The sequence below is a fragment of the Maribacter sp. genome (genome assembly GCF_016744255.1).
Lineage (GTDB): Bacteria > Bacteroidota > Bacteroidia > Flavobacteriales > Flavobacteriaceae > Maribacter_B.
The window spans coordinates 18,418-34,814 of record NZ_JADGES010000029.1; the positions used below are offsets into that span (position 1 = coordinate 18,418).

General features: G+C 33.0%; 16 protein-coding genes. 2 read left to right on the forward strand and 14 right to left on the reverse strand.

The genetic code is table 11. The annotated features are described in order from the left end of the window. Positions 1 to 137: 137 nt before the first annotated feature. Entirely contained in the window at positions 138 to 1,163 is a 1,026-nt protein-coding gene (locus QZZ51_RS07000; protein WP_291867835.1) for a LacI family DNA-binding transcriptional regulator, read from the forward strand. A gap of 1 nt (position 1,164) precedes the next feature. On the opposite strand, the gene QZZ51_RS07005 is transcribed toward QZZ51_RS07000, so the two are convergent. The 12 genes from QZZ51_RS07005 to pdxA all read right to left on the reverse strand — a co-directional run bounded on the left by QZZ51_RS07005 (position 1,165) and on the right by pdxA (position 13,117). Continuing rightward, complete coding sequence (locus QZZ51_RS07005) at positions 1,165 to 1,623, reverse strand: 3-oxoacyl-ACP synthase (protein WP_291867838.1); 459 nt, start codon at positions 1,621 to 1,623, stop codon at positions 1,165 to 1,167. Between the two features lie 114 nt (positions 1,624 to 1,737). Continuing rightward, on the reverse strand, positions 1,738 to 2,373 hold the full coding sequence (locus QZZ51_RS07010; RefSeq protein ID WP_291867840.1) for a hypothetical protein: 636 nt from the start codon (positions 2,371 to 2,373) through the stop codon (positions 1,738 to 1,740). 120 nt (positions 2,374 to 2,493) lie between these two features. Further along, entirely contained in the window at positions 2,494 to 3,615 is a 1,122-nt protein-coding gene (locus QZZ51_RS07015) for an FAD-dependent oxidoreductase (protein ID WP_291867842.1), read from the reverse strand. Positions 3,616 to 3,827: 212 nt separating this feature from the next. Further along, positions 3,828 to 5,222, reverse strand: a complete 1,395-nt coding sequence (locus QZZ51_RS07020; protein ID WP_291867844.1) for a hypothetical protein — start codon at positions 5,220 to 5,222, stop codon at positions 3,828 to 3,830. Positions 5,223 to 5,224: 2 nt separating this feature from the next. Beyond that, the gene (locus tag QZZ51_RS07025) at positions 5,225 to 7,105 is read right to left on the reverse strand and encodes a hypothetical protein (protein WP_291867846.1); all 1,881 of its coding nucleotides are present in this window, start codon (positions 7,103 to 7,105) and stop codon (positions 5,225 to 5,227) included. A 10-nt stretch (positions 7,106 to 7,115) separates the two neighbouring features. Then, positions 7,116 to 7,802: a hypothetical protein gene (locus tag QZZ51_RS07030; RefSeq protein ID WP_291867848.1), complete on the reverse strand. Its 687-nt coding sequence runs from the start codon at positions 7,800 to 7,802 to the stop codon at positions 7,116 to 7,118. Positions 7,803 to 8,054: 252 nt separating this feature from the next. Continuing rightward, entirely contained in the window at positions 8,055 to 9,404 is a 1,350-nt protein-coding gene (gene accC, locus QZZ51_RS07035) for an acetyl-CoA carboxylase biotin carboxylase subunit (protein WP_291867850.1), read from the reverse strand. Positions 9,405 to 9,469: 65 nt separating this feature from the next. After that, a complete protein-coding gene (accB, locus tag QZZ51_RS07040; RefSeq protein WP_291867851.1) occupies positions 9,470 to 9,949 on the reverse strand; it encodes an acetyl-CoA carboxylase biotin carboxyl carrier protein in 480 nt (159 codons plus the stop codon). A 31-nt stretch (positions 9,950 to 9,980) separates the two neighbouring features. Further along, positions 9,981 to 10,973: a beta-ketoacyl-ACP synthase III gene (locus tag QZZ51_RS07045; protein ID WP_291867852.1), complete on the reverse strand. Its 993-nt coding sequence runs from the start codon at positions 10,971 to 10,973 to the stop codon at positions 9,981 to 9,983. Positions 10,974 to 11,204: 231 nt separating this feature from the next. Then, the gene (gene rpmF, locus QZZ51_RS07050; RefSeq protein ID WP_291867854.1) at positions 11,205 to 11,402 is read right to left on the reverse strand and encodes a 50S ribosomal protein L32; all 198 of its coding nucleotides are present in this window, start codon (positions 11,400 to 11,402) and stop codon (positions 11,205 to 11,207) included. Positions 11,403 to 11,408: 6 nt separating this feature from the next. Continuing rightward, entirely contained in the window at positions 11,409 to 11,942 is a 534-nt protein-coding gene (locus QZZ51_RS07055) for a DUF177 domain-containing protein (protein ID WP_291867856.1), read from the reverse strand. 128 nt (positions 11,943 to 12,070) lie between these two features. Beyond that, positions 12,071 to 13,117 carry a 4-hydroxythreonine-4-phosphate dehydrogenase PdxA gene (pdxA, locus tag QZZ51_RS07060; protein WP_291867858.1) on the reverse strand — a complete coding sequence of 349 codons (1,047 nt, stop codon included), beginning with the start codon at positions 13,115 to 13,117 and terminating at the stop codon, positions 12,071 to 12,073. Positions 13,118 to 13,177: 60 nt separating this feature from the next. Between pdxA and QZZ51_RS07065 the strand changes: the two genes are divergently transcribed. Continuing rightward, a complete protein-coding gene (locus tag QZZ51_RS07065) occupies positions 13,178 to 13,765 on the forward strand; it encodes a riboflavin synthase (protein WP_291867859.1) in 588 nt (195 codons plus the stop codon). A gap of 11 nt (positions 13,766 to 13,776) precedes the next feature. Here the strand turns inward: QZZ51_RS07065 and QZZ51_RS07070 are convergent, their stop codons facing one another. Then, on the reverse strand, positions 13,777 to 14,865 hold the full coding sequence (locus QZZ51_RS07070; protein WP_291867861.1) for a heparan-alpha-glucosaminide N-acetyltransferase domain-containing protein: 1,089 nt from the start codon (positions 14,863 to 14,865) through the stop codon (positions 13,777 to 13,779). 11 nt (positions 14,866 to 14,876) lie between these two features. Then, positions 14,877 to 16,397: sodium:solute symporter family protein (locus QZZ51_RS07075; protein WP_291867863.1), on the reverse strand; the 1,521-nt coding region annotated here is incomplete at its 5' end.

The following is a 16,397-nucleotide window of genomic DNA, read 5'->3' on the forward strand; positions in this document are numbered from 1 at the left end:
TTTGATAAAATTATACGAATATGACATTCATAAATATGATATTAAGCTAATATTTTATGCAAACGTTACCGCAAACGTTTGCAAAATAAATAAAAGGAAAAACTTATATTTGATACACCCCAAATACCGCTCATATTTTGACAAAGAAGAGAAATATTACCTTAAAAGAACTAGCAAGAGAACTAGATTTATCTATTTCAACAATATCTCGTGCTTTAAATGATCATCCTGATATTAAACCTACTACTATAGAAAGAGTTAAAAAACTAGCAAAAGAACGCCACTATTCCCCTAATCTTTTCGCAAAAGGTTTCCGTTCCAGAAAAACCAATATCATTGGGGTTATTGTTCCCAATATTGCACATTATTTTACTTCTACTATTTTAAAAGGAATTCTTGAAAAAGCAGAAGAGTTAGGATATAGAGTAATCATTTCAGAGTCTAAAAACAATGAAATAAAACAAACGGAAATGTTACAAACCATGACCCAATTTGGTGTCGATGGCGTATTACTTGCTTTAGCAAGAAAAACTACAAGTGTTACAGATATCCTCCAAATATTAAATCGGGTTCCGCTTGTGATGTTCGATAAAGTATCTGATAAAATACCTTGTACACAAGTAATAGTTGACGACGAAGAGGCTGCATTTAATGCCGTAGAACACTTAATAAATATTGGTAAAAAAAGGATCGCTATTATTAAAGAAACGGAAAATTCTTTTAATTCTGAAAAAAGGTTTACTGGCTATTTAAAAGCGTTGAAAGAGCACGATTTACCAATCGATGAAAAAATAATTCTTAGTACTGAAAATATTTCTTTAACTAACGGCCAAAGACTTGCAAACATCTTAATAAGCATGAAAAATAGACCAGATGCTATTTTTGCTATTACCGACAATGCGGCTATTGGCGCAATTAAAGCACTTAATAGGTTTAAAATAAAAATTCCCGAAGAAATTGCTGTAGTTGGGTTCAGTAACTCTATGAACTCCACTATTATTCAACCAGCTCTTACAACAGTTGACCAACCTGGTCATAAAATAGGGAAAACGGCAGTTAAGTATTTAATTAAGGAAATTGAAAACCCAAATGATGAGATTACTATTAAGACTATAAGTATTAAAACGAGTCTTATTATTAGAGATTCTTCTTTTAGAGCATAATTTAAAGAATCTCTTTTACAACTATTTTGTTACCATTAAAAGTAACAATGTCTCCAACAGATTTTCCCTTTAGTATTTTTCCGATAGGTGTTGCTGCAGATATACAATATACATTTGTATCCTTGTTTACATATTCTCCTGCTGAAATGGCAATAAAATAATGGAACCCATCGGTTTTAACCAAAGTTCCAGGGCCAATATGATTAGATCCTGCTGAGATATCAATCTTACTTAACAACTGTGCTACTTTTTCTGCTTCGGATAATTGTTGACCTAATTTTTCTCTTTCTAACTGTAACATTGCTCTACCAGTTTCATGCTTATCGCCAGCACTGCTTTTTGTCTCTGTGGTTAAGGCTGTTTGTATTTCTTGGATTTGATTATGAATTCGATTAAAACGTTCCTTAATATAATCCTTACAAAATTGAAATGTATCTTCTTTTAAAGTAGTTTTAGGCATAAAATTATACTGTAATTCTGTTATAAGGTAATAAATGACATCGACCCCAGAGTACGAGGCATTAAATAGGAATTTCTCTTATTATTTAAACCCAAATAGGCTATTTCCCTGCGATTAATCTTCAAAATGATATAAATTTGCTAATTGAAAAACTAGATAATTTATCATCTTTTTCTCCTCTAGACCTTGTAAATACATTTTATAAATTGCCTCTTCATTCTCTGCTTTAAAATAATCTAAATCTCCAGACCTATCTTCACTAAAGATATTCCATGATTTTAGTCCCAAAAGCATATTATTATGTGCTTCGTATTTTCTATTTACAACATCTAGCCTCTTTTTTAATTCCTTGTCTTTCGTTTTCGATGCTTTATTCTTTTCGGTCCAATACTCATGATCTTGCTGTAATCTTTTGTCGGCATTTTCAGCCTCTGCAATAATTTTAAAATAGGCTCTAGATACTAAAGACCCATATCTATCCAAAAACCAAGGACTTTCTATCGTCTTAAATGACCCAGGCTGATTTAAAATTAATATCTCACCTGCATTGTTATGTCCATTATTTATAGCTTCACTTTCTTCATTCATCGCAAGGGATTCTTTCCATGCCTGGGATTGAATTAATTCTTTCCAAACTTTAGCATATGCTCTTCTATATTTCGCTTTAGAGGAAGAGCACCCTACTACCAGAAAAATTGTCCCTAATAGGAGAGTTATTTTTAAACCAACATGTCTTATTGCTTTTTTCATCCGTATTACAATATATGCATTCCTCTAAAGCATTATGCCTTAATTTAAAAGCATAAAAAGATTCCTAGCATTCCCATTTTAGGAATGTATTAATATAGTAATTAATTTAAAGACTACGCCTTAAGATTTTAAATACATTTCTGCTAGCTCTTTCCCTACAAAGCTACCTATAGCAATACCCATACCTCCCAATCTAACTCCGCAATAAATACGATTAGACAGGGCTTTTATAATGGGTTTTTTTACTGCCCCAACACCCATAATACCACTCCACCTTTGTTCCATTTCAAAAGGAACTCCTGGTAGTATAGTTTCTTGTAAAAGGGTTTCTAATTTTTCTTGGATTATAGCTGTATTTCCAAGCTCTGTAGTTTCTTCTCCCTTTAAATCTAAATTTCTTCCACCGCCCAATAATATCCTATCCTCTATATTTCTAAAATAGTAATACCCTTCTTCTAAATGAAAAGTACCTTGAACATGCAAATTCTTTATGGGCTTGGTAATTACTACCTGTGCTCTGGCGGGCTTTACTTTTTCATCTATTAAACTTGCGGCAAAACCATTGGTTGCAATAAAAAGCTGTTTGGTCCTAAATTGAAATCTATTCGTTTTTATTTCCACACACTCCTTATTCTCCGCAAATTCCTCTACCGTGATTCCATTTAAGATAGAGATATTACTTTGTAATGCTTTTTGCAACAAGGATTGCATCATATTACCCGTATCTATTTGTCCTTCAAATTTATGGGTAATATACCTTTCTTTAATATCCGAAAAATTAAAACTATTATTACTTAATACAAAAGCATTCTCCTTAAAAACAGGAAGTAATAATTGATTTATCTCCGCAATTTTAGAGACAGATGTTTCATATAATTCTGTGTCTTTTTCTAAAAACAACTCATGCCCTCCTAATTGTTGATACCCTATTTGGGAATCTCCCAAATTTTCTCTTAAAGCTTTAATACCATCCAATCTTTTTTGAACTAGAGCTACAATTTCTTCTGGAGTGTGTGTTTTTAAATCGGATAGTATTTCGGAGAGGCTACCAAAACAAGCAAAACCAGCATTTTTAGTACTTGCTCCTTGCGGCAACATTCCCTTTTCTAAAACTAAAATACGCGCATACGGATATTTTTCCCTTAAAGACAAAGCACAATTTAAGCCTACAATTCCGCTACCAACTACCGTAAAATCTATATTAGATAACCACGTTTTATATTCCCAATAACTAAGATTCATACTACTAAAGTAATTACAATTGCTTAAATAATCTTTAGAAATAAAAATCTACATGTTTCTGCAGAACCAACCCGCTAGTTTATTCTCCTTTTCTATAAATTAGTAGTTATATGAGCAGCTTCCGTTTAATTACATGTTTAAATCTTATAAAAACACTTTCTAAAAGCATAGAACCTAAAGTCCTGTTTTAAACAGACCAAATAGTTTGTATCTTAGTCTTTATCAAGACCAAAAAACAATTGGGAAAGCAAATTAATATCTTCTATTTTACCTTGAATATTTCCTTCTAATAGCAATTCTTTGTCCGTAGATTGCTTTACAGATAGTTGTAGCTCTTGTAGTAAATTAAAATAGGAGTTTAATTGCGGAATTTGAAAATCTTCTTTTGCTTTACTAAAGTTTATAGACAAGTTCATAAAGTTAGTACTCGTAACTTGTTCCAAAGGTGTTTTTAACTCCCCTGTTTTAAAAATAGTATGTATAGTATCTTCTTCTACATAAAATTGATACAAAGGAACTCCTGTAAAAACTTGGTTTTGGGTGATTAAATTTTGCTGAGATAAGTAGGTTTTTATGCTCTGTTTTTCTTTTCCAAGATTAACAATCATATTTGGCACTTCCTTTTCCTGGTGTGTCTTTTGTTCTACCTTATTAAAATTGTCATCATAAGTATATGTTACAATAGTATCTGTTTGCTTGGTTGTTCCGTTTATACCCATATAGAAAAACCCATTGGTTAATTCTACCATCTGTGGCAAGTCTAAATTCATTTTTCTGAGGAAAGAATTGCTTTTCCATGACGTTACAAATTGCTCTCTATTTTTTTTATTCTTAAAATTACCATCCCAATAAAAATCTACAGATGCTTCTGGAATTTTTGCATAAGTTACTTTCTCTGGGTAAGCTCTAATTTCATCTGTTTTTATAATTCCACCTAAAACAGCTTCTCCATCTTTAAATTCGAGTTCTATTTTACTTTTTTTAGTTAGATATGTTATATGGCCTTTGGTTTTAGAAAGGGAAGTAATCCAATTATTGTTTTTAGACTTAATTACTCTATTGTGCTTTAAAACATCTAAAAAAATATTTTTACTTTTTGAATAAGAGTTTTCCAAACCAAAAGAGAGTATTAATTTTTCTGCATCCCATGCGCAAACCCAATGTTGTTTTTTATTCTCTAGCCAATAGGTGTTGTTCTCCGTATCAGTATGTAGTGTTAATTCTTTAGAGCTAACATAATCCTCTAATTGATTATTAAACGCATTAGTGTCTTTAATGGGTAGTACTGAGAAGTATGTGTTCTCTATTTTAGGAACGGTAAATAGTACAAGGTTGTATGGCAAAAAATCTACTCCTTTTTTGTCTATGGTGTCTTTTGAGGTCTTCTTTTGCTTAAAAGATACGTTGCTATAATAATAGGTTGGAGAAGTAACCGCGTCTAGCAGCAGTGTTTTTTTAATATCGTGTATCGATATTTTAATAGCACTATCTGCATCTTTATGAATAATACCTAATAAAGAGGCAGTATTATTATACCAAGTATAGCCCCAATAACCGAATATTGAAACTATACTTAGTAGTAAAATTGTTTTAAGTGCTTTTTTCATCCTTATTTATCCATCAAAGCATCTATCATATTAATGAAATAAACAAAACTATTTTTATGTCCTTCTGAAGGTGTTTCCCAGATAAGTTCCCCTTTCATAGTATTCCCTTTAATTTTCTGGAAATTAAATTTAATATCTTCTGTATTAGAGGTTAAAAAATCTATTTTATTTCTTATTTCTCTTGGAAAAGACTCTACAGGAATTTCTGAAATAATCTTCTTTCCATTTACATATACGCTAGATGCATTTTTAGTAATATTCTTTTTATGTTCCCTAGATAATTTTGCTACGAATGTCCCATTTTTTATAGCAGCCATATCTTTTAAAGAACTACCGAAAAACACGGTATTATCTTTATACATAACATACATGCTAAAAGGAGTAGAGCTTGGTAAATCTATTAACTCATAAACACCATTCTTAGCCTCTAATTGGTTCTCTTTAATCCCTATTTTAACCAATCTATTAAAAATTTCTTGTTCTTCTGACGTGAACATGAACATAAAACCAGGAATTGTTTCCGTCTTAGTTTTTTCTACTTCTTTATAGTTATAATCAGCATCGTACTCATAATCTGTATATGTTACTTGCTTCTCTGTTAAATTTGTAAGAGCTAAAAACATATCGCCTCTAAATATTTTAGCGGTTTCTTCTTCGTCTATTAGCATCGAAAAAACTTTTGCTCCTAAGGCTACGGATTCTCCTATGGTTTCTCCAGAACCGGTATCGAACAAACTAGTTGCCAAACTAGGGTATGCTGTAAGCACTCCTTCTGTACTTAGGTTTAAAGACATATACGCTAGCATATTATCTTCATTAAGATACTTTGCAAAATTCTTATTAATTTTCCCATTATACATAGGTCTATATACATCTGCCATTTCGTCATTCATGGAGTATTCTGTCTTTATAATCGCATGGTCTTCATTAAAATCTAAGGTAGCGAGAACAGAAAGACCTCCATATAACTTATCTATATTCATAAAGCGATATGGGTTAAAATCGCCTCCTAACATATAACTAGGTATAGCTTGCTCATAGATTCTAGCAAAGTCGTTAACCCAAACACTAGCTTCTTCTTTTCCTTTTCGGATACTTTTAAGATAATTAGCGTTCGTAAGAATACTTTTTGTTGCATACGTACCAGCCATTATTTTCTTAGCATTTTCTAAAATCTCTTTTGAAAATTCTTTTTCTCTTGCTTCCCGTTTTTCTTGTCTTTCTAAACGTTTCTTTTCTCTTTCTTCCTGCTCTTTTTTATAAGCATCACTACTGTAATAATCTTCTACAACAGTTTCCTCTACTTCCTCTACTTCTTCTGAAGATTCTGAAACTTCCTCGACTATTTCAACAGCCTCTTTTACAACCGTTTCATTTTGATAATTGTCATAGTAATTATAAGATTCTTCTTCTATCTTTTTATCTGTAGCCATAACAAGCATTAGAACATTTTCATTCCACATGGTTACTGTGTCGCCACTATAGTTTTGAAAATAAGATAGGTTTCCTTCCGTTACCGTCTTTTTAATTTCACTATTCCTTAGAGTGCTTAAAAAGCCTTTTGAATTGTTTAAAGGAATAAGAAAACAATTGGTATACACCCCGTCTTTCATTTCAAAAAAATAATAGAAGCTACTATCGTAATCTAATCCAAAATCTTCTAAAGTCTCTATCTTCCCTTTAGTCTCATCTACCAATTCCTTTTCTAAAAAAGCTCCGAACTTAGAATTAGAAAATTCATCTAAACTCATTAATTCCAAAACATTTTTTCCTTTTATAGAAACTACAGCAGATGCCGTAGATGGTATTTTAGATATTAAGTCTTGCGCAGTAAGCGAGACAGTGATACAAAAAGCAGAAACTGCTATTACAAACTTTTTCATTTAAAAGATATTATTTGGTTAATTCAATATTATTTTCAACGTTCTTATCTCCAAGGATAAGAGATAATGCATCCACTTTTAAAAACACAGCTCCTTTATTGGGAGCTATTTTAGCATCTGCATTAGAAATACTTTTTACTTTATCCTCAAACCTATAAATACAGGTATAGCTGGCATCATCGAAAACCTTGCGGTCTTCTGTTTTTAGACTATTAAAAGATTTTTTTATGGTATCATCGTACTTAAAATGTCTCTTAAAAACATTTGTAGAGATATTATATGATAAATTGGTAGTTGTAAAGTTGGTGTAATTATTTTTGTTCTGCTCCTTAATTAAATCCTTAAAAATAGCATTTACATTATCTACATTTTTAAAATCGCAAGAAATAGTAAAAACATAATTATCAAAATCTTTCGTTTTTTTAATATTAGATATCCCTGCTGTATTCTCTAAATGATATAAAACATCTTTGAAAGATTCATCTATCTCGTCTTCTGATGGAATTTTATACCCGTTAATACTGTCTAATAACATTAAAGAGGCTAGCTTAGTCTTACTCTTGCTCATGTTTAAGGTAACCATAATGGTTCCGCTACCATCTTTGTTAAGCTTAATTTCCTCTAATATTTCAAAACAACTTGTGCATAAAGAAATACATAGAAACAAACTGAAATATACAAGAACTCTTTTACTCATACTCGTTGGGATATTTTGTAGTATTTAACACTATTTTTTACTATAAATTGTATTCTTCTTCTACTCTTTTATTCCCACCAGTGGGTTTAATAGTTCGTAGGTTTAGAACAAGTTAATTTACTTTATACAAAAGTATACTATAAGACCAATAGTAAACAGGCCGAAAGCAGTAAATAACACCCCCTGAAAACAGGGTTTTTTGAAAACAAATTATAGCATAAAAAAAGCCCCAATTTACATTGGGGCTTTTTATTAATTCTCTAAAGGTTTCATTTCAAAATCTTCCATAAATTTTGTGGTATAGTTACCCGCTAAATAATCTGGATGATCCATTAATTGTCTGTGAAATGGAATCGTTGTTTTTACCCCTTCGATTACAAACTCATCTAATGCCCTTTTCATCTTATTAATTGCTTCTTCACGTGTTTGTGCAGTAGTAATTAATTTAGCAATCATAGAATCATAGTTAGATGGTATAACATAACCACTATATACGTGGGTATCCATACGTACACCATGACCACCAGGAATATGTAAGGTTGTTATCTTCCCTGGAGACGGTCTAAACCCATGATAAGGATCTTCTGCATTAATTCTACATTCAATAGAGTGTAGTTTTGGTAAATAGTTTTTACCAGAAATTGGTACACCCCCAGCAACTAAAATTTGCTCTCTTATTAAATCGTAATCTATTACTTGTTCTGTAATAGGGTGTTCTACTTGAATACGAGTATTCATTTCCATAAAATAGAACTTTCTATGCTTGTCTACCAAAAATTCTATGGTACCAGCACCTTCATACTTTATAAACTCTGCCGCTTTTACCGCAGCTTTACCCATACTATCTCTAAGCTTGTCTGTCATAAACGGAGATGGTGTTTCTTCCGTTAATTTTTGATGCCTTCTTTGTATAGAACAATCTCTTTCTGATAAGTGACAAGCTTTTCCGTATTGGTCACCAACAATCTGAATTTCTATGTGTCTTGGTTCCTCAATAAGCTTTTCCATGTACATAGCGCCATTCCCAAAAGCAGCACTTGCCTCTTGCACTGCGCTCTCGTAAAGAGGAATCATATCTTCTTCTTTCCAAACGGCACGCATTCCTTTTCCACCACCACCGGCAGTTGCTTTAATCATTACAGGATAGCCCATTTTTTTAGCAATCACCAAAGCTTCATCTACATCTTTCAATAATCCATCGGAACCAGGTACTGTAGGTACACCAGCTTCTTTCATCGTCTGCTTGGCACTAGCTTTATCTCCCATACGGTCAATATGCTCCCCAGAGGCGCCGATAAATTTAATATCGTGCTCTGCACATATCTTAGAAAACTTAGAGTTTTCTGATAAAAATCCGTATCCTGGGTGAATAGCATCTGCATTGGTAATTTCTGCAGCTGCAATTATATTAGGGATTTTTAAATAAGATTCGCTACTAGCAGCTGGTCCTATACAAACAGCTTCATCTGCAAATCTTACATGCAAACTTTCTTCATCTGCCTTAGAATAGACTGCAACTGTTTTTATCCCCATTTCTTTACAGGTTCTAATAACACGTAGTGCTATTTCTCCTCTATTGGCAATAAGTATTTTTTTAAACATCTTTTTAAATTTTAACTATTAATTCTAATTAGATACTAAAAACTAATATTTACTACTTAAAATTATTAAGATGGATCTACTAAAAATAGTGGTTGATCAAACTCCACTGGGGAAGAATCATCTACTAATATTTTTACTATTTTTCCTGAAACTTCGGACTCAATATCGTTAAACAATTTCATTGCTTCTATAACACAAAGTACATCTCCTTCGCCTATGGTAGTACCAACCTCAACGAAAGATGGCTTATCTGGTGATGGTTTTCTATAAAAAGTACCTATTATTGGCGATTTTACAGTAATAAATTTAGAATCATCCTCTGCAGCTGTTGCTTCTGCGGCTGCTGGAGCTCCTGGTGTCTCTACTGCTAAAGGGGCTACTGCTTGTTGCGCTACAGGAATTTGTTGTACATATGTTGTCTCTGGACCTGTATTTAATGCTCCTGTCCTAATTGTTATTTTTAAATCATCCGTTTCTAATTTTACTTCACTAGCTCCAGATTTAGCCACAAACTTAATTAGGCTTTGAATTTCTTTTATATCCATAGTAAAAATATGTTAAGTTGGTTGTATTTAATTAATATGCCCATTTTAGGTAAATGGAACCCCATGTAAAACCGCCTCCAAAGGCTGCAAATACAAGGTTATCTCCTTTTTTTAATTGCTTTTCATAATCGAACAATAACAAAGGTAATGTTCCAGAGGTAGTATTACCATATTTCTGAATGTTCATCATTACTTTATCGCCATCTAACCCCATTCTGTTAGAGGTAGCGTCTATTATCCTTTTATTAGCTTGGTGCGGCACTAACCAATCTACGTCTTCATGGCTTAGGCTATTCCTTTCCATAATTTCTGCTGCTGCACCTGCCATATTAGATACAGCAAACTTAAAGACCGCACGGCCTTCTTGAAAAATATAATGCTTTTTATTAGTTACAGACTCTACAGTTGCGGGCATTAAAGATCCACCGCCTTCCATTCCTAAAAACTTTCTCCCGGATCCATCTGCCCTTAAATACTCATCTTGTAATCCTAATCCTTCTGAATTGGGTTCAAAAAGTACAGCTCCTGCACCATCTCCGAAGATAATACAAGTGGTTCTATCTTCATAATCTAATATAGACGACATTTTATCTGCACCTATAAGTAATACTTTTTTATACCTACCCGACTCTATATAACTAGCTGCGGTAGACATTCCAAAAAGAAAGCTAGAACATGCTGCTAGAAGGTCGTACGCAAATGCGTCCTTAGCTCCAATTTCCGAAGCAACAAAAGCCGCTGTGGAAGCTACCATGTTATCTGGTGTTGCAGTTGCAACAATAACCAGATCTATCTCTTCTGGATTTATGTTTTTCTTTGCTATTAAGTCCTCTGCTGCTTTAATTGCCAGAAAAGAAGTTCCTTCTCCTTCTTCTTCCTTAAGAACTCTTCTTTCTTTAATACCTGTTCTAGTGGTAATCCACTCGTCATTGGTATCCACAATTTCTTCCAACATTTTGTTGGTCAAAATAAATTTAGGGACATAGCCCCCAACAGCTGTAATTGCCGCAGTAAGTTTATTCATTTATTAATTGCTTTTGTGTAAAAAACTTCAAAAATGCACCAAAATCTTCGAAAAATAGTGATTTTTAACGACTTTTTAGTCAAAAAAAGCTAGTTTTTGAATTTTAAGCAAAAATAGGAAAACCAAATACGTTTTCTGTATTTCTCTAAGAAAAAGAATAAAAACTTTAACATAAGGGCAAAAAAAACTCCTGCTAAACATAGCAGGAGTTTTTAATATAAATTTTATTGATTAAGCCTCAGCTTCAACACTTTTATCTACTAAGATTTGACCTCTGTAGTATAATTTACCTTCGTGCCAGTGTGCTCTGTGATACAAATGCATTTCACCAGTTGTTGAATCTGTTGCCAAAGTAGGAGCTACAGCTTTATAATGTGTTCTTCTTTTGTCTCTCCTTGTTTTGGAAATTTTTCTTTTAGGATGTGCCATTTGTACTTATTTACCCGTTAATAGTTTTTTTAATTCATCCCATCTGGGATCGTTTTCTTCGTTACTGTCTTTTACTTCCTTTGGTTGAAGCTCTTCTAATTTATCTAATGCATCCGATTTCAATGTTCCATCTACAATTCCTGGGTGTACTCTTTTTTGAGGTACAGCAAGAACGAGCATTTCATAAACGTATTGTGCAATGTTCATTTCATAATCACCGTGAGGCAAAATCAAAATCTCATCGTCTTCATTATTAAACTCCTCTCCAAATTTCACCAATAATCGTAAATCAGAATTTACAGATTGATTATATGGTTCATTTGTAGTATCGCAATTAACGTTTATAACTCCAGATGCAGAAAAATCGAGCTCCATCATGGTGCTCGTTTTATTCAGAATAACATGCAAATCAACATTTGCGCTGTTAAATTCATCGTATTCAAAAGATTCAAAGAACTTGTTACTTATTACGAACTTATATTCGTGTTTTCCTTGCTTCAACCCTGAGAAAGGAATAATAAACTCCTTTTGCTTCATCATGTGCAACACTTATTTTTAGAACGCGCGCCCAATAAAAGGCGGGTGCAAAGATACTGTTTTTTTAATAAAAGTCAATATTTAAGCATTAAATTTAATTAATAAATCCTTGTGTTCTAATACTATACTTATTATCTACCTACTTTTTGCTTTTTCAAAACGTTTTCTGTAAGCTTTTTATACTCTTCTCTGTGCTTAAAAATATGCAATGCTGTAAAGACTGCTTCTTTAAAAGAACTATGATCTGCTTTGCCTTTTCCTGCTATTTCATATGCCGTCCCGTGATCTGGAGAGGTTCTTACTTTGTCTAATCCGGCAGTATAATTTACTCCGTTTCCAAAAGACAATGTCTTAAAGGGTATCAATCCTTGATCATGATATGCTGCTAAAATAGCATCGAACTTTTTATACCCGTCTGAACCAAAAAAACTATCTGCAGCATAGGGACCGTATACTAAATGCCCTTTATCTACTAAATCTCTTATTACTGGTTTTAAAATAACGTCATCCTCTTTACCTATTAACCCATTATCGCCACTATGTGGATTAATACCCAACATTGCAATTTTTGGCTTACTAATACCAAAATCTACTTTTAAAGAACTTTCTATAATCGCAATCTTTTCCTGTATCAATTTAGTAGTAATAGCTTTAGATACATCTTTTACAGCAACATGATCCGTTAATAGGCCAACTTTTAAATCTTCGGTCACCATAAACATTAAGCTTTGGCCATTTAGTTCTTTCGCCAAAAAATCTGTATGTCCAGGAAAATTAAATTCTTCTGTTTGTATGTTGTTTTTGTTTATAGGTGCCGTAACCAAAACATCTATCTCACCTCTTTTTAGAGCTTCTACCGCTTTTTGTAATGATTTTATAGCGTATTTACCTCCTTCTTCTGTTGCTTCTCCAAATTGGAGCCTTGGGGTTTCTTTCCAAACGTTAACCACATTAAATCTACCGTCTATAGCTTTAGAGGCATCTGGCACACCATTATAATTAATAGTAATATTAAGGTGATTTTTTTGCTGTGATATCGTTTTATTTGATGCAAAAACAATAGGAGTACAAAAATCCATCATCCTAGAATCTTCAAAAGTTTTTAATACAACTTCGCACCCAATACCATTTAAATCTCCAATAGATATACCTACTCTTATTTTTCCTTTTTCCTGCATTATATTTTTACCTTTGTAAACAAAATATACAAGTACAAAACTACTTAAATAAAACGATACATGTTTACAGGAATAATTGAAACATTAGGAGAGGTAACAAATTTAACAACAGAAGGAAGTAATTTACATATTACTATTACTTCTAATATCACTTCTGAACTTAAAATAGACCAAAGTGTTGCTCATAATGGAGTTTGTTTAACCATCGTTGCTACTAAAAACCAAGAGTATACCGTTACCGCTATTGCAGAAACTTTAGAAAAAACTAGTTTAGATACGCTTAAAATTGGAGAAAAGGTAAACTTAGAACGCGCTATGATTTTGGGTTCTAGGCTAGATGGGCATATAGTACAAGGACATGTAGACCAAACAGGAACCTGCACTTCTATCCTCGAGAAAGATGGTAGTTGGGTTTTTTCTTTTGAATATGATGCTACTCTAAACAACCCCACTATTGAAAAAGGCTCCATAACTATTGATGGAACAAGCTTAACGGTAGTCAATTCTAGCAAAAATACCTTTAGCGTTGCTATTATCCCTTACACGTATGAAAACACACGTTTTGGTACTTATAAAGTAGACTCCATTGTTAATCTTGAGTTTGATGTTATTGGTAAATATGTTTCTAAATTGATGGCAAATAGATAATAGCTAACTAATTACACTTTTATAAATATTTTCTTTTTGTATAAGACATAAGCCAAAGACATATAAAACCCAACTACTGTTAAAGCATACAATAAAGAGGATGTTTCTAAAGAAATAACATCTCTTACAAATATCTTTTGATACAACCATCCGTGAACAGAAGTAGTCTCGTTAACCATTATAGATCCTAATATTTTACTAATAAAGCTAGATAAAAAATAAACCGTTATAGCATTGGCTCCTGTATATCTAAATATGCTCCCAAATTTTATTCCTTTTATATCTGTTACATAATAAATAAGCGCCAAAACTAAATTAGCCCATCCGGCTGTAACCAAAACAAAACTACTAGTCCACAAGGCCTTATTTATTGGAAAAAATATATCCCATAAGGAACCTATAATTAGCATACTTCCTCCTATTCCTATAAGGAGAGTAGCTTTTTTTTCTTGCTTAGAGGTTAATATTAAGCCAGTAAAAATCCCTAATAAAGAACTTACTATAGATGGTATGGTACTTAATAATCCTTCTGGATCATAATCGGGTTTATAATTATGTGTACCAAAGACTTTTACATCTAAAAAATTTGCTAGATTATTTGGCGCTCTTTCCAAAGTAGAAGCCACTCCATTAACAGGAATAAAATTCATTAAAAGCCAGTACCCAATTAATAAACTAATAGAGATTAGGATTAATGTTTTCCAGTTTGTGTTTAAATACAAAACGGCCGCAAAGAAAAATACAACTCCTATTCTTTGTAAAACCCCTGGGAATCTTATTTCGGGAAAGTCCTTAAAAAACGGAAAACTAATTGTAAAAGCTCCTAAGAATAACCCTAGCCCTATTAGTTTAAGTGCCCTTATTGTAATTTTTTTATAAACCTTAGCATCAATAGTTCTATTCTTATAAGCAAAGACAATAGACGTGCCGACAATAAAAAGGAAAAAAGGAAAAACCAAATCTGTAGGGGTGTACCCATGCCATTTTACATGTAGAAAGGGAGCATAAATATTAGACCAACTACCCGGTGTATTTACTAAAATCATTAATGCAATGGTAAGCCCTCTAAAAATATCTACAGAAAGGATCCGATTTTTCATATTACATATAGTTACAAAATATCATCCTTTAATGCATTCCATATTTTTGCTAATAGTAATCCCGAAACCACTGCTACACCTGTTAAAACAAGAGCTAATGTAGTCTTACCATAAATCCAATAACCCGTAGCGAACATACATGTGTATATAAGGACACATCCGAGTAACATTGCAGATATTCCTTTAGGTACACTCCACTTTTGATCAACATCTATAATAGAAATATTATTCTTAGCAGCTTCTTGAACTACGCTATTCCATCCCGGTCCTCCAGGTTGTATTTTTTTATAGAAACTTTGTAATACTTCAGGAGATTCTGGCTGTGTCATAAAAGTAGCAGCCAACCATATTATAGAAGTTACCACTACCACAAAAGGATATTCCATCCAATCGGGGAAAATACCAGTTTCTGTTGCAAAAAAGAAATCGCCCACAGGGGTTAACTTTAATACAATAGAAATTATACCCGAGGCAAACATAGCTGTAATTTCACTCCACGCATTTATACGCCACCAGAACCAACGTAATATAAAGATAAGTCCAGTACCCGCTCCAAAGGTTAACAATACTTCAAAAAGTTGTAAAGCATTCTGCAGAAGCAAAGCCAGTCCTGCACTAAAAATCATTAGAATAACGGTAGAGAATCTACCCACAGCAACTAGTCTTTTCTCAGAAGCATTTGGGTTAATTTGTTGCTTATAAAAATCAAACACTATATATGACGATCCCCAATTTAATTGAGTAGAAATAGTACTCATATATGCTGCAATCAAAGACGCTAAAACCAATCCTAGAAGTCCACTAGGAAGCTTTGTAAGCATAGCAGAATACGCTAAATCGTGCCCCAGTTTATCTTGAGCAATATTCGGAAATGCTTCATGTATACTAGCAATATCTGGAAACACTACCAAAGAAGCTAACGCTACTATAATCCATGGCCAAGGACGCAAAGCGTAATGCATAATATTAAAGAAAAAAGTAGCTCCAATAGCATGGTTTTCATTCTTTGCCGCTAACATTCGTTGGGCTATATAACCACCACCACCTGGTTCTGCTCCTGGGTACCAAGAGCTCCACCATTGCACTGCAAGAGGAATTATAAATAAGGTAATAACTGCTTTTTTATTACTAAAGTCTGGCAAAATAGATAGTTTACCACTAACATTCTCATTTGCCATTAGCGCTTTAATACCTCCTACTTCAGGCATATTTACTAAGAAGTATGCCGCTCCAATTGATCCTGCCATTGCAACAAAAAATAGTAAAAAATCGGTGTAAACTACTCCCTTAAATCCACCTAATGCACTAAATGTAACCGTTATTAAACCTGCACTTATAACTGTTTGCCAAGGCTCTAACCCAAGCATAATTCCTCCAATTTTTATTGCTGCTAATGTAACAGCCGACATTGTAATTACGTTAAATATTACTCCTAAATAGATTGCCCTAAATTTTCTTAAAAAACTTGCTGGAGCTCCACCATATCGCATTTCATAGAATTCTAAATCGGTATTCACATTAGATTTCCTCCA

Excerpts from the sequence above, each read along its gene's own strand:
- QZZ51_RS07005 (WP_291867838.1), bottom strand. The coding sequence starts at position 1,623 with ATGCCTAAAACTACTTTAAAAGAAGATACATTTCAATTTTGTAAGGAT.
- QZZ51_RS07010 (WP_291867840.1), bottom strand. The coding sequence starts at position 2,373 with ATGAAAAAAGCAATAAGACATGTTGGTTTAAAAATAACTCTCCTATTA.
- QZZ51_RS07015 (WP_291867842.1), bottom strand. The coding sequence starts at position 3,615 with ATGAATCTTAGTTATTGGGAATATAAAACGTGGTTATCTAATATAGAT.
- QZZ51_RS07020 (WP_291867844.1), bottom strand. The coding sequence starts at position 5,222 with ATGAAAAAAGCACTTAAAACAATTTTACTACTAAGTATAGTTTCAATA.
- QZZ51_RS07025 (WP_291867846.1), bottom strand. The coding sequence starts at position 7,105 with ATGAAAAAGTTTGTAATAGCAGTTTCTGCTTTTTGTATCACTGTCTCG.
- QZZ51_RS07030 (WP_291867848.1), bottom strand. The coding sequence starts at position 7,802 with ATGAGTAAAAGAGTTCTTGTATATTTCAGTTTGTTTCTATGTATTTCT.
- accC (WP_291867850.1), bottom strand. The coding sequence starts at position 9,404 with ATGTTTAAAAAAATACTTATTGCCAATAGAGGAGAAATAGCACTACGT.
- accB (WP_291867851.1), bottom strand. The coding sequence starts at position 9,949 with ATGGATATAAAAGAAATTCAAAGCCTAATTAAGTTTGTGGCTAAATCT.
- QZZ51_RS07045 (WP_291867852.1), bottom strand. The coding sequence starts at position 10,973 with ATGAATAAACTTACTGCGGCAATTACAGCTGTTGGGGGCTATGTCCCT.
- rpmF (WP_291867854.1), bottom strand. The coding sequence starts at position 11,402 with ATGGCACATCCTAAAAGAAAAATTTCCAAAACAAGGAGAGACAAAAGA.
- QZZ51_RS07055 (WP_291867856.1), bottom strand. The coding sequence starts at position 11,942 with ATGATGAAGCAAAAGGAGTTTATTATTCCTTTCTCAGGGTTGAAGCAA.
- pdxA (WP_291867858.1), bottom strand. The coding sequence starts at position 13,117 with ATGCAGGAAAAAGGAAAAATAAGAGTAGGTATATCTATTGGAGATTTA.
- QZZ51_RS07065 (WP_291867859.1), top strand. The coding sequence starts at position 13,178 with ATGTTTACAGGAATAATTGAAACATTAGGAGAGGTAACAAATTTAACA.
- QZZ51_RS07070 (WP_291867861.1), bottom strand. The coding sequence starts at position 14,865 with ATGAAAAATCGGATCCTTTCTGTAGATATTTTTAGAGGGCTTACCATT.